We start from the raw sequence: 11,986 nt of genomic DNA, 5'->3' as shown, positions 1-11,986 counted from the left end.
GCACCGGTGTGACATTCGGCCCACCAGCCGACGGCGTCAGGCGCCCGGGGCGAACTCCTCGAGCATCTCGGTCACCAGCGCCGCGATCGGCGAGCGCTCACTGCGGGTCAAGGTGACGTGCGCGAAAAGCGGGTGTCCCTTGAGCTTCTCGATCACCGCCGCGACGCCGTCGTAGCGGCCCACCCGCAGGTTGTCGCGCTGGGCGACGTCGTGGGTGAGCACCACCCGCGAGCCGGCGCCGAGCCGGGACAGCACGGTGAGCAGCACGTTGCGCTCGAGGGACTGGGCCTCGTCGACGATGACGAACGAGTCGTGCAGCGACCGGCCCCGGATATGGGTCAGCGGAAGCACTTCCAGCATGCCCCGGCTGATGACCTCGTCCATCACCTCCGGGCTCGCGAGACCGTCGAGGGTATCGAACACGGCCTGCGCCCACGGCCCCATCTTCTCGCTCTCGCTGCCCGGCAGATAGCCCAGTTCCTGGCCGCCGACGGCGTACAGCGGCCGGAACACCACGACCTTGCGCTGGGTGCGCCGCTCCAGCACGGCCTCGAGGCCCGCCGTCAGCGCCAGCGCCGACTTGCCCGTCCCCGCTTTCCCGCCGAGCGAGACGATGCCGACGGACTCGTCGAGCAGCAGGTCCAGCGCCACCCGCTGTTCCGCGGAACGGCCGTGCAACCCGAACGCCTCCCGATCTCCGCGCACCAGCTGTACCCGCTTGTCCGGCGTGACCCGGCCCAGGGCGCTGGACGAGCCGCCCAGCAGCCGGATCCCCGTGTGGCACGGCAGATCCCTCGCGGTGTCGAGGTCGACGATCCCCTCGGCGAACAGGTCGTCGATCAGCGCCCTGTCCACCTCGAGCTCGGTCATGCCGGTCCAGCCCGACGTCACCACGTCCTGGGCGTGGTACTCGTCGGCGGTCAGCCCGACGGCACCGGCCTTGACCCGGAGCGGAATGTCCTTGCTGACCAGCACAACGTCGCGGCCGTCGCCGGCGAGGTTCAACGCGCACGCGAGGATCCGGGAGTCGTTGGTGTCGGTGCGGAATCCGGCCGGCAACACCTCCGGGTCGGTGTGGTTGAGCTCGACGTGCAGGGTGCCTCCCGCGGTCCCGATGGGGATGGGCTGATCGAGCCGGCCGTACTGCAGGCGCAGGTCGTCGAGCAGCCGCAACGATTCCCTCGCGAACCAACCCAGTTCGTGATGGTGCCGTTTGCCTTCGAGTTCGCCGATCACGACGAGGGGCAGCACCACTTCGTGCTCAGCGAAGCGGGTCACCGCCCACGGATCGGAGAGCAACACGGAGGTGTCCAGTACGAAGGTGCGTACATCGGGTTTCTTCGCCGGGGTCCTGCCGGAGCGGCGGGCGGGGACGGAGCGTGTTGCAGTCACGTGAGGCTCCTAGATCTGTGCAGCACCACACAGACTTCGTTCGATGGGCCGGTCGAACCTGGTGTCCACGAGGGACACGAGGGCCGGGTGCCGGCCCCTCGCTCTGCCTGTCACAGTCACGATCAGGACCTCCCGCGTAGCCGGCAACTGCGCCGTCTACACCCCCGACGCTAACGCCGACACGCCCCGTCCGCTCGATGAGCGACGAGGCGTGTCGGTGAAGATTGGGTAAACGAGACGATCCGGACAGATTGCCGGGCGTCGCGCCTAGACCAGGTTCCAGTCCTCGAGACCCTGGTACAGCGGAGCGTCGGCGGCAAGCTTGCTCACCCGGCCGCGCAGCGTCGCGGTGTCGGACGACCCCGTCAACGCGGCCGCGATGATCTCGGCGACCTCGGTGAACTGCTCGTCCCCGAAGCCGCGGGTGGCCAGTGCCGGGGTGCCGATGCGCAGACCGGACGTGACCATCGGCGGACGCGGGTCGAACGGAACCGCGTTGCGGTTGACGGTGATGCCGATCTCGTGCAGCAGGTCCTCGCCCTGCTGGCCGTCGAGCTGCGAGTTGCGCAGATCGACGAGGACGAGGTGCACGTCGGTGCCGCCGGTCAGCACGGTGATGCCCTTGTCGGTGACATCGGACTGCATCAGGCGCTCGGCGAGGATCTGCGCACCGGAGACGGTGCGGCGCTGCCGGTCCTTGAACTCCTCGCTCGCGGCGATCTTCAGCGCGACGGCCTTCGCGGCGATGACGTGCATGAGCGGGCCGCCCTGCTGGCCCGGGAACACCGCGGAGTTGATCTTCTTGGCCCACTCCTGCTTGGCGAGGATCAGACCCGAACGCGGGCCGCCGAGGGTCTTGTGGACGGTGGTGGACACGACGTCGGCGTACGGCACCGGCGACGGGTGCAGGCCCGCGGCGACGAGCCCGGCGAAGTGCGCCATGTCGACCCACAGGTAGGCGCCGACCTCGTCGGCGATGGAGCGGAACGCGGCGAAGTCCTCGTGCCGCGGGTACGCGGACCATCCGGCGACGATGACCTTCGGCTTCTCGGCCACCGCGATGGAGCGGACCTCGTCCATGTCGACGCGGTGGTCGTCCTTGCTGACCCCGTAGGACGCGACGTCGTACAGCTTGCCGGAGAAGTTCAGCTTCATGCCGTGGGTCAGGTGCCCGCCGTGGGCGAGGTCGAGCCCCAGCAGCTTCTCGCCCGGGTTCATCAGCGCCATCAGCACGGCGGCGTTGGCCTGCGCGCCCGAGTGCGGCTGGACGTTCGCGAACTCGGCACCGAACAGTTCCTTGGCGCGGGTGCGGGCGAGGTCCTCGACGATGTCGACGTTCTCGCAGCCGCCGTAGTAGCGGCGCCCCGGGTAGCCCTCGGCGTACTTGTTGGTGAGCACGCTGCCCTGCGCCTGGAGCACCGCGCGCGGCACGAAGTTCTCCGACGCGATCATCTCGAGCGTGTCGCGCTGGCGCGACAGCTCGCCGGCCATGGCCTGCGCCAGCTCGGGGTCGAGGTCTGAGAGCGAGGCGGTGTTGACGTCGGTGCCGGGCACAACGGTCATCGAGGATTCTCCAAGCTGGGGACGGCAGGAATTCACCTACCAGTCTACGAACCTCACCCCCGGTCGAGGAACCCGGTCCCCTCGGGCAATGGCCCAGCTCACGCCCGCTCGTTACCGCAGGGCGCTGGGCACCAGCGGTTCGTCGAGCAGGCGACGGAACCGTTCGATGCGTTCCGCGCCCGCAGGGGCCTGCGCCAGCCAGCCACCGAGCAGGCGGTAACCCTCGACGTAGGTGCTGATGTAGGCGCGCCACAACGGCGACGACAGGAAGCGCAGCGACTGCCGGGCCCGCTCCGGGCTCGACAGCGACCAGCGCTGCAGGAAGGCGACGACGTCGTCGCCGGTGCGGCCGCGGTCGTGCAGGAGCAGGGCGGCGTCCTGGCGGACGCCGAGCAGGCCGGCGGACGCCGCGTGCAGCTTCTCGGCGAGTTCACCGTCGAACCGCAGGCCCAGGTCGGCGTAGATGTCCTGCGCCCACTGTCCCCAGCCGGGCCCGACGATCGTCTCGAGGGCGAGGTCTGCGAGCCCCTCGGCCATGAGGCACTGCGGGGTGTTGACGACGAAGAGGGTCTGCTCGTCGTGCCCGCCGGCGACGAGTCCGGCCTCCTTGCGGCAGTGTTCGGTGTGGTGGCCGGGGTAGGACTCGTGCGCGATCAGCCGCGGCAGGTGGGACATGTGCTGTTCGAGGTCGGAGTTGATCGCGACGCGGGAGCGGTAGTTGCCGAGGTAGTAGTTGAACCCGGACCACGGTTTGTCGCCGACCACCTCGTATTCGACGGTTTCGGTCTCGGGCAGTGGGAACACCGCGCGGACCCTGTCGCGCAGGGCGCTCGAGAAGGCGTCGACACACTCGGCGAGGCGGTCGGCGGGGACGACCTCGGACTTGCGGTGGGCCTGCACTCGCTCGGCGAGCGGGCCGCTGCCGGGCAGCAGCGCGTCGATGCGGCGGTGGGCCTCGCGGTACGCGTCCTCGTCGCCCATGTCGATATGCACGTCGAAGTAGGCCTCGACCTCGTCGACGAAGGCGATGTCCGCACCGGCGAACTTGCGGGCCGAGCATTCGAGGGCGCGCAGGTGCACGTCGAGGAAGCGGGTGCGCTCGTCGGAGAGCCCGGAGACGGGCAGCGCGGCCCGCAGTGTGCGCGCGGTGTGGGATAAATCACGAGGATCGGGGGCCGGCGCGTTCTCCACCCGGCCACGCAGGGCGGGGTCGCCGGTGAAGGCGTCGACGAAACCCTCCTCGAGCCGGTCGAATGCCAGGCCGAGCAGGAGATATTCGCGCACCAACGAGTCCGGGTCCATGCCCTGGCACCCTAGTCCCCCGGATCAGCCCCGTGCCTGCCGGCGAACCCGGAAACCGGACCCCGCGCGGCGAGCGGATGTGTCAGCGAGCACAATCGGCCGATATGGACATCCTTCGCCGCCAGCCATACCCGGGGTATGCCGCCGGGCCCGTCGTCGAGTCGGGAGTGTGCCGGTGGCGCGTCTGAGCGAGCCGAGTCCGTACGTCGAGTTCGATCGCAAGCAGTGGCGGACGCTGCGCAAGTCGACGCCGCTGGTGCTGACCGAGGAGGAACTGCGCGGCCTGCGCGGCCTCGGCGAGCAGATCGATCTGGCGGAGGTGGCGGAGGTGTACCTCCCGCTGGCCCGTCTGATCCACCTGCAGGTCGCCGCGCGGCAGCGGTTGTTCGCCGCGACCGCCACGTTCCTCGGCGAGAAGCACCCGGACCAGCAGGTGCCGTTCGTGATCGGGGTGGCAGGGTCGGTCGCGGTCGGCAAGTCGACGACGGCACGCGTGCTGCAGGCACTGCTGGCGCGGTGGGAGCACCATCCCCGGGTGGACCTGGTGACCACCGACGGCTTCCTGTACCCCTCCCGGGAGCTGATGCGGCGGAACATCATGCACCGCAAGGGCTTTCCGGAGAGCTACGACCGTCGCAAGCTGCTGCGGTTCGTCACGGAGGTCAAGTCCGGCGCCGCAGAGGTGGCCGCTCCGGTGTACTCGCACATCTCCTACGACATCATCCCGGGCCAGTACCACGTGGTGCGGCAACCGGACATCCTCATCATCGAGGGCCTGAACGTCCTGCAGACCGGTCCACGGCTGATGGTCTCGGATCTGTTCGACTTCTCGATCTACGTCGACGCCCGCCTCGAGGACATCGAGAAGTGGTATGTCGAGCGGTTTCTCGCGCTCCGCAAGACGGCGTTCTCCGACCCCGACGCGCATTTTCACCACTACGCGAACCTGTCGGACCGCGACGCCGTGGGGGCCGCGAAGGAGATCTGGCATTCGATCAACCGGCCGAACCTGGTGGACAACATCCTGCCGACGCGGCCGCGCGCAACGCTGGTCCTGCGCAAGGACTCCGACCATTCGGTCAACCGCCTGCGCCTGCGGAAGCTGTAGGCGGCTTCGCCGCCGGTGTGTCCTTCGGGCGGCGGAAACAGCCCGAAGGACACACCGCGGCTACGTCCCGAACCGGCGGTGCCGCGCCGCGAAGTCGCGCAGGGCGCGAAGGAAGTCCACGCGGCGGAACTCCGGCCAGTAGGCCTCGGTGAACCAGATCTCGGAGTACGCGCTCTGCCAGAGCAGGAAGCCCGAGAGCCGCTGCTCGCCGGAGGTCCGGATGACGAGATCGGGATCGGGCTGCCCCGAGGTGTAGAGGTGATCGCTGATGGCCTCGACCGTGACGGCCTCGACCAGGCCCTCGCCGTCGAGCCCCTCGGCCTGCTTGGCCCGGAGCAGGGCCTGCACGGCGTCGGCGATCTCCTGCCGGCCGCCGTAGCCGACCGCGACATTGACGTGGGTGCCGGTGCGCCCCTGCGTGCGCTCGGCGGCCTCGCTCAGCCGCCGGCCCAGTTCGTCCGGCAGCAGGTCGAGCGTGCCGACGATCTTGACGCTCCAGTTCTGCTCCGGTCCGGAGATCTCCTCGACGACGTCGGTGATGATCTCGAGCAGCGCCTCGAGCTCCTCGGGCTCACGTTGCAGGTTCTCCGTGGAGAGCAGGTAGATGGTGGCCCGCTCGATGCCGGCGGCGTCGCACCAGCTCAGCAGTTCGGCGATCTTCAGTGCGCCCATGCGGTGCCCGTGGCTGACGTCGGTGAACCCGTTCTCGCGGGCCCAGCGACGGTTGCCGTCGCACATCACGGCGACGTGCCGGGGATGCTGCGCGCCGTCCAGCTTGCTCAGCAGCCGTCGTTCGTAGAGCTGATACAGCAGGCCGCGCGCGTTCACCCCGAGATCACCACGCGGGTCACATTACGCTCACGGTCGCCTCCGGTCGCAGCGGCGGTCGTGGCCGACGCCCGTGCGCCGGCCTCCGCCCCGTCGCGGATCCAGCACACCGCGAAAGTTACGGAAGCGTAGGTTACTCTTCGGTATCGAAGGGAGGCCCCGACCATGACGGTTTTCGGGATCGACGAACTGCCCGTGAAGCCGCGGATGCGCGGCTGGATCCATCTGTGGGCGTTCGGCGTCGCAGTGGTGGCCGGCATCGCGCTGGTGGTCCTGTCGCAGACCGTGGCCGATCCGCCCGCGGGCTGGTCGACGGTGATCTACAGCCTCACCGTCTGCGGTGTGTTCGGCGTGAGCGCCCTCTATCACCGCGTCCACTGGCACAATCCGCGGGCACGCACGTGGATGAAGCGTGCGGACCACTCGATGATCTTCCTGTTCATCGCCGGCAGCTACACCCCCTTCGCGACGCTCGCCCTGCCGCCGGAGACCGGCCGCACCCTGTTGTTCGTGGTGTGGGCCGGCGCCCTCGCGGGGGTCGCGCTGAAGATGCTCTGGCCCACCGCGCCGCGCTGGGTGGGAGTCCCGCTGTACCTGCTGCTCGGCTGGGCGATCGTCCCCGTCGCCGGTCAGCTGATCGACGAGGCGGGCATCGTCCCGATGGTGCTGCTGCTCGTCGGCGGCATCCTCTACAGCATCGGCGCGATCCTCTACGCCACCAAGTGGCCCGACCCGTGGCCGCACGTCTTCGGCTACCACGAGTTCTTCCACGCGGCGACCGTGCTCGCCGCGCTGTGCCATGCCGTTGCCGTGTGGCTGGTGGTGTTCGGGTAAACCCGTTCGGACGAAGATCACATCGGTGGCAGCCGCGGCACGGATCCGTAGACTCGGCCGGGATGACTGTTCAGCGACTGGCATTCGAACTGACCGAAACCAACCGGGAGTGGCTCGTCGAGCGGCCGCTGACGATCGCGGGATACCTCGTGGCAGCGCTGATCCTGAGGTATGTGCTGCACCGGTTCATCGACCGGATGACGAAGCCGCGGCACCAGAACGGCAAACCCGGCCTGCTCCGGCCCTTCCAGGAACGCGCCCCCAGGGGCCTGCCGGGCGTGCTGGTCAACGAGCGGCGCACGCAGCGCGCCGAGACGATCGGCTCGGTGCTCAAGTCCGGCGTCTCCGTCGTGGTTCTCGTCTGGTGCGTCCTGCAGATCCTCGGCACGCTCGGACTCAACGTCGCGCCGTTCATCGCGTCCGCCGGCATCGTCGGTGTGGCCCTCGGTTTCGGTGCGCAGAACCTGGTGCGTGACTTCATCTCCGGAATGTTCATGCTGCTCGAGGACCAGTACGGCGTCGGCGACGTCGTCGACCTGGGCGACGCGGTCGGCACCGTCGAATCCGTCGGCCTGCGGGTCACCACCGTCCGCGACATCAGCGGCACCCTCTGGTACTGCCGCAACGGCGAGATCCTGCGCGTGGGCAACATGAGCCAGGGTTACGCCGTCGCCGTCGTCGACTCCCCCATCGCCCACGCCGCCAACGTGCACCGGGCCTGCGAGGTGGCCCTGCGCGCGGCCCTCGAGACGGTCGAACGCGACGACCTGGCCGGCGACATCCTCGAGCCGCCCGAGATGCTCGGCGTCAACTCCGTCACCCCGGAGTCGGTGACGCTGCGGATCACCGTGCGCACGCGTGCCGGCAAGCAGTGGGCCGTGCAGCGGGCGATCGCCCGCGCGGTGCTCGAGGCGTTCGACGGCAACGGCATCGACGCTCCGCTGCCGGCGCTGCTCACCCCGTCCCGCGCCGGCTGAGCCCCGGACCGCTCAGGCCGAGAGCGCCGCGCGCAGTTCGGCCTCCGTCGTGACCGGCCTGTCGCACACGTATCCGCGGCACACATACGCCGCCGGCCCTCCGTCGACCAGCGGGCGGTCGGCCAGCAACGGGGACGAGTCCGGGTCCCCGCCGACCACGACGGCGCCGCCGGGGGCCGCCTGCCGCACGACGGAGAGCAGCTCGCCGCCGCCGACCACGGCCACCTGGATCGGGCCGCGCACCGCCGCCTCGGCGACCGTCAGCCAGTGCCCGGCCGAGCGCGGCGCCCGCTCGAGCAGCACCACCGCTGACCGCAGCGACGCGTCCACCGCGTCGGCGTACCGCGGGTCCTCGGGCACGACCGCGGCGAGGGTGAGCAGGGCCTCGGAGATCAGCGCCGCCCCCGACGGGGTGGCGCCGTCGATCGGGTCACGAGGCCGCGCCACCAGGGTCTCGGCGTCGTCGGCGGTGTCGAACCAGCTTCCGGGCCGCGCCGGATCCTGGAAGTGCGTCAACGCGACGTCGGCGAGGGCCCGGGCCGGGTCGAGCCACGCGGCGTCGCCCGTCGCCTGGTACACCGCCAGCAGGGCGGTGACGAGGGCGCCGTAGTCCTCGAGCACACCCGCCGGGGCGCCGACCGTGCCGCCGAGGGAGGCACGTCGGAGCCGTCCGTCCACCAGGTGCAGGTCCAGCAGGGCCCGGGCGCAGTCGACGGCCGCGTCGACCCAGTCGGTGCGGCCGAACGCGGCACCGGCCTCGGCCAGCGCGGTGATCGCGAAACCGTTCCACGCCGTGACGACCTTGTCGTCGCGGCCGGGCTGCGGCCGCTGCAGCCGGGCGGCGAACAGCTCGGCCCGCACCCGCTCGTAGCGCTCGGCATCGTCCGGGTCGGCGAGCAGCTGCAGCACCGACGAGCCGTGTTCGAAGGTGCCGGCGTCGGTCACGGTGAACAGCTCGGCCGCCCACTGCGCGTCGTCGCCGAGGACCTCGGCCAGCTGCCCGGGGGTCCACACGTAGGTCAGGCCCTCGACCCCGTCCGTGTCGGCGTCGAGAGCGGAGGCGAAGCAGCGCCCGGCCGTGCGCAGGTCCCGCAGCAGAAACTCGACGGTCTCCTCGGTAACCCGTCGCACCCAGGGCGCCGACATCCGTCGCGCGAGGTGGGCGTACACCCGCAGCAGCAGCGCGTTATCGTAGAGCATCTTCTCGAAGTGCGGGACCACCCACCCGGCGTCGACGCTGTAACGGGCGAAGCCGCCGGCCAGCTGGTCGTAGATGCCGCCCCGCGCCATCGCTTCGGCCGTCCGCTCGACGAGGGACAGCACGGCCGGGTTCCCGCTGCGCTCGTATCCGCGCAGCAGACCCTCGAGCAGCGCGGACGGCGGGAACTTCGGGGCGCCCCCGAACCCGCCGTGCACCGCATCCTCGTCGGCGGCGACGGCGGCGTCGGCGGCGTCGAGCAGCGCGGCGTCCACCGAGCGCTCGCCGGGAGCGAGGCCGCCGCTGCCGCGGCGCAGCTCGGAGACGATGGCGACGGCGGACCGGTGCACGTCGGCGCGACGGTTGCGCCAGGTCTCGGCGATCGCCTCGAGCAGCTGGGTGAACGACGGCATGCCGCCGCGCGGCATCGTCGGGTAGTAGGTGCCGCAGTAGAACGGGGCGCCGTCCGGGGTGAGGAAGCACGTCATCGGCCAGCCGCCCTGCCCGGTCATCGCGACGGTGGCGTTCATGTAGATCGCGTCGATGTCCGGGCGTTCCTCCCGGTCCACCTTGATGCACACGAAGTGCTCGTTCATCAGCGCGGCGGTGGCCTCGTCCTCGAACGACTCGTGCGCCATCACGTGGCACCAGTGGCACGCCGCGTACCCCACGGACAGCAGGACCGGCACGTCCCGCTCCCGGGCCCAGGCCAGCGCCTCGTCACCCCACTGGTGCCAGTGCACCGGGTTGCCGGCGTGCTGCCGCAGGTAGGGGCTGGTCGCCTCGCCGAGGGTGTTCCGGTTGCGGGTGCCGGGCACCGACGGCTCCGGGGGTGTCACGACGCGCCCGTCAGTTGGTGGCCATCGGGGGCTGGGGGTGGTCGGGTTTGCGGCTCTCCGCGGCCCCGCGATCGGTCCCCTCGTCCGCGGCCTGGTCCGGCTCCGGATGCTCGGGCTCGAACGTCTCGGGCAGCTTGCCGAGCCGCTTGTTCATCGAGCGGATCAGCAGGGCGGTCGCCACGAGCAGGATCACGATGAGCGCGAGACCGAGCGGCGACGCCTTACCGAATTCGGGGCCGGTGGGGTCCTGGGCCAGAACCTCGGCCGCCAGCATGCCTACCGTCATCTCACCTGTCCGTCCTCGAGGCCCGCGAACAGATCCGTTTCGGGGATCGCCGTGTGCACGCGGGTCTTGGCCAATTCGAATTCCTCCGTCGGCCACACCTTCTGCTGGATGTCCAGCGGCACAGCGAAGAAGGAGCCGTTGGGGTCGATCTGCGTCGCGTGGGCGCGCAGTGCGTCGTCCCGCTTCGGGAAGTAGTCGCTGCAGGTGATCTGCGTGGTCACCCGCGCCATGATGTCGCCCTGCTCGGTGCGCCACCGCTTGAGCCATTCCTCCATGGGGAACGGTTCGCCGCGCCGCTCGTACTCCTCGCGGAACAATTCCAGGCGCTTGCGGATGAACCCGTGCGAGTAGTACAGCTTCTGCACCTTCCACGCCGGGCCGGCCTCGGGGAACCGATCCGGGTCGCCGGCCGCCTCGTACGCCGCGACGGAGACCTCGTGGCAGCGGATGTGGTCGGGGTGCGGGTAGCCGCCGTTCTCGTCGTACGTGGTCATCACGTGCGGCCGGAACTCGCGGATCACCTCGACGAGCTTGCGGGTCGGTTCCTCGAGGGGCACCAGCGCGAAGCAGCCCTCGGGCAGCGGCGGCTTGGGGTCGCCCTCCGGCAGCCCGGAGTCGACGAAGCCGAGCCAGCGGTGCTGCACGCCGAGGATGCGGGCGGCCGCGGCCATCTCCTCGCGCCGGACCTCGGGCATGCGGTCCTGGATCCCGGGGATGTCCATGGCGGGATTGAGGATGTCGCCGCGTTCACCCCCGGTGAGGGTGACCACCAGCACCTCGTGCCCTTCCGCGGCATAGCGGGCCGTCGTAGCGGCACCCTTGCTCGACTCGTCATCGGGATGGGCATGCACGGCCATGAGCCGTAGTCCGCTCACGTCTTTCCTCCACCTCGCCGTCGGCTGCATCGTCGCGGCCCGGACCACCGGCACTGCGAGCCGGCGTCCTGGGTTCCTCCCCTATAGTTCCACCTGACACGTCCATCGTCAGCCACGCCCCCGCGGCCTTCGCGGGTGCACGAAAGTAAATGTGATGACCGACACCACCCCGATCGACCGCTACCCGACCGGCCGCTACCCGGCGACGGGCGGATCCCGCCGCACCTGGTTGTGGGCGCTGGTCGCGGTCGGGCTCGTCGTCGGGGTGGTCGGGGCGTTCCTGCTCTACCAGAAGTTCGGCACCCCGGAGATCGAGAGCGACGTCGTCACCTACACCGTCGTCGACGACTCCACCGTCCAGGTGCAGTTCACCGTGACGCGGAAGGATCCGTCGCAGGAGGCGGTGTGCATCATCCGCTCGCGGTCGAAGGACGGGTCCGAAACGGGCCGCCGCGAGGTGCTGATCCCCTCGTCCGAGTCCGGCACCCTGCTGATGGACGCACCGGTGGTGACGTCGCAGCGCCCGGGCATGGCGGACATGTACGGCTGCAGCTTCGACGTGCCCGAATACCTGCGCGCACACTGACCGCACGCTGCGGATTCCGTGGTGGAGACCACGTTGGTGCTAGAATCGCCGGATACACGGTTCCACCCTTTGGGGCCGTGTATTGCTGCATAGGAAGCAGTGCGGTCCTGTTCGCCACTGGCTTGGGGGGAACGTTCGAGGGATCCGCGTTGCCGTCGTCGCTGCGAGTGCGGCGACCAGTCGACGGAGCCGGGGGCT

At 70.1% G+C, this 11,986-nt stretch carries 11 protein-coding genes; 4 read left to right on the top strand and 7 right to left on the bottom strand.

The window, feature by feature from the left end:
• Nucleotides 1-36: 36 nt before the first annotated feature.
• The 3 genes from AIIKEEIJ_RS26475 to AIIKEEIJ_RS26465 all read right to left on the bottom strand — a co-directional run bounded on the left by AIIKEEIJ_RS26475 (nucleotide 37) and on the right by AIIKEEIJ_RS26465 (nucleotide 4,257).
• Nucleotides 37-1,392 carry a PhoH family protein gene (locus AIIKEEIJ_RS26475; RefSeq protein ID WP_174824765.1) on the bottom strand — a complete coding sequence of 452 codons (1,356 nt, stop codon included), beginning with the start codon at nucleotides 1,390-1,392 and terminating at the stop codon, nucleotides 37-39.
• 267 nt (nucleotides 1,393-1,659) lie between these two features.
• Complete coding sequence (glyA, locus tag AIIKEEIJ_RS26470) at nucleotides 1,660-2,955, bottom strand: serine hydroxymethyltransferase (protein ID WP_006940399.1); 1,296 nt, start codon at nucleotides 2,953-2,955, stop codon at nucleotides 1,660-1,662.
• A 111-nt stretch (nucleotides 2,956-3,066) separates the two neighbouring features.
• The gene (locus AIIKEEIJ_RS26465; RefSeq protein ID WP_161996900.1) at nucleotides 3,067-4,257 is read right to left on the bottom strand and encodes a DUF885 domain-containing protein; all 1,191 of its coding nucleotides are present in this window, start codon (nucleotides 4,255-4,257) and stop codon (nucleotides 3,067-3,069) included.
• Nucleotides 4,258-4,432: 175 nt separating this feature from the next.
• Here AIIKEEIJ_RS26465 and coaA point away from each other — a divergent pair, with 175 nt between their 5' ends.
• A complete protein-coding gene (coaA, locus tag AIIKEEIJ_RS26460; RefSeq protein WP_006940397.1) occupies nucleotides 4,433-5,365 on the top strand; it encodes a type I pantothenate kinase in 933 nt (310 codons plus the stop codon).
• Nucleotides 5,366-5,425: 60 nt separating this feature from the next.
• Here the strand turns inward: coaA and AIIKEEIJ_RS26455 are convergent, their stop codons facing one another.
• A complete protein-coding gene (locus tag AIIKEEIJ_RS26455; RefSeq protein WP_006940394.1) occupies nucleotides 5,426-6,193 on the bottom strand; it encodes an isoprenyl transferase in 768 nt (255 codons plus the stop codon).
• A gap of 165 nt (nucleotides 6,194-6,358) precedes the next feature.
• Between AIIKEEIJ_RS26455 and trhA the strand changes: the two genes are divergently transcribed.
• Both trhA and AIIKEEIJ_RS26445 read left to right on the top strand, forming a co-directional pair.
• Nucleotides 6,359-7,027 (top strand): PAQR family membrane homeostasis protein TrhA, encoded by a 669-nt coding sequence (gene trhA / locus AIIKEEIJ_RS26450; RefSeq protein ID WP_006940391.1) that lies wholly within the window; start codon nucleotides 6,359-6,361, stop codon nucleotides 7,025-7,027.
• 62 nt (nucleotides 7,028-7,089) lie between these two features.
• Nucleotides 7,090-8,004 carry a mechanosensitive ion channel family protein gene (locus AIIKEEIJ_RS26445; RefSeq protein WP_043799699.1) on the top strand — a complete coding sequence of 305 codons (915 nt, stop codon included), beginning with the start codon at nucleotides 7,090-7,092 and terminating at the stop codon, nucleotides 8,002-8,004.
• A 12-nt stretch (nucleotides 8,005-8,016) separates the two neighbouring features.
• Here AIIKEEIJ_RS26445 and AIIKEEIJ_RS26440 read toward each other — a convergent pair whose 3' ends face one another.
• The 3 genes from AIIKEEIJ_RS26440 to mca are packed head-to-tail and all read right to left on the bottom strand — an operon-like array spanning nucleotide 8,017 to nucleotide 11,202.
• On the bottom strand, nucleotides 8,017-10,041 hold the full coding sequence (locus tag AIIKEEIJ_RS26440; protein WP_161996899.1) for a DUF255 domain-containing protein: 2,025 nt from the start codon (nucleotides 10,039-10,041) through the stop codon (nucleotides 8,017-8,019).
• A gap of 10 nt (nucleotides 10,042-10,051) precedes the next feature.
• Nucleotides 10,052-10,327: a hypothetical protein gene (locus AIIKEEIJ_RS26435; protein ID WP_006940388.1), complete on the bottom strand. Its 276-nt coding sequence runs from the start codon at nucleotides 10,325-10,327 to the stop codon at nucleotides 10,052-10,054.
• Entirely contained in the window at nucleotides 10,324-11,202 is an 879-nt protein-coding gene (mca, locus tag AIIKEEIJ_RS26430; protein ID WP_029542206.1) for a mycothiol conjugate amidase Mca, read from the bottom strand. Before mca ends, AIIKEEIJ_RS26435 begins: the two co-directional genes overlap by 4 nt.
• 154 nt (nucleotides 11,203-11,356) lie before the next feature.
• On the opposite strand from mca, the gene AIIKEEIJ_RS26425 reads away from it, so the two are divergent.
• The gene (locus AIIKEEIJ_RS26425) at nucleotides 11,357-11,788 is read left to right on the top strand and encodes a DUF4307 domain-containing protein (protein WP_029542204.1); all 432 of its coding nucleotides are present in this window, start codon (nucleotides 11,357-11,359) and stop codon (nucleotides 11,786-11,788) included.
• Nucleotides 11,789-11,986 lie beyond the last annotated feature (198 nt).

Source organism: Rhodococcus sp. YH1 (genome assembly GCF_009939605.1).
GTDB lineage: Bacteria > Actinomycetota > Actinomycetes > Mycobacteriales > Mycobacteriaceae > Rhodococcus > Rhodococcus aetherivorans.
Note: the sequence above shows the minus strand (reverse complement) of the source record. Positions and strands in the feature narration are given on the sequence as shown.

What these genes read in the sequence shown, in the direction of transcription:
- glyA (WP_006940399.1), bottom strand. Translation starts at nt 2,955, where the DNA reads ATGACCGTTGTGCCCGGCACCGACGTCAACACCGCCTCGCTCTCAGAC.
- AIIKEEIJ_RS26425 (WP_029542204.1), top strand. Translation starts at nt 11,357, where the DNA reads ATGACCGACACCACCCCGATCGACCGCTACCCGACCGGCCGCTACCCG.
- AIIKEEIJ_RS26465 (WP_161996900.1), bottom strand. Translation starts at nt 4,257, where the DNA reads ATGGACCCGGACTCGTTGGTGCGCGAATATCTCCTGCTCGGCCTGGCA.
- trhA (WP_006940391.1), top strand. Translation starts at nt 6,359, where the DNA reads ATGACGGTTTTCGGGATCGACGAACTGCCCGTGAAGCCGCGGATGCGC.
- AIIKEEIJ_RS26435 (WP_006940388.1), bottom strand. Translation starts at nt 10,327, where the DNA reads ATGACGGTAGGCATGCTGGCGGCCGAGGTTCTGGCCCAGGACCCCACC.
- AIIKEEIJ_RS26445 (WP_043799699.1), top strand. Translation starts at nt 7,090, where the DNA reads ATGACTGTTCAGCGACTGGCATTCGAACTGACCGAAACCAACCGGGAG.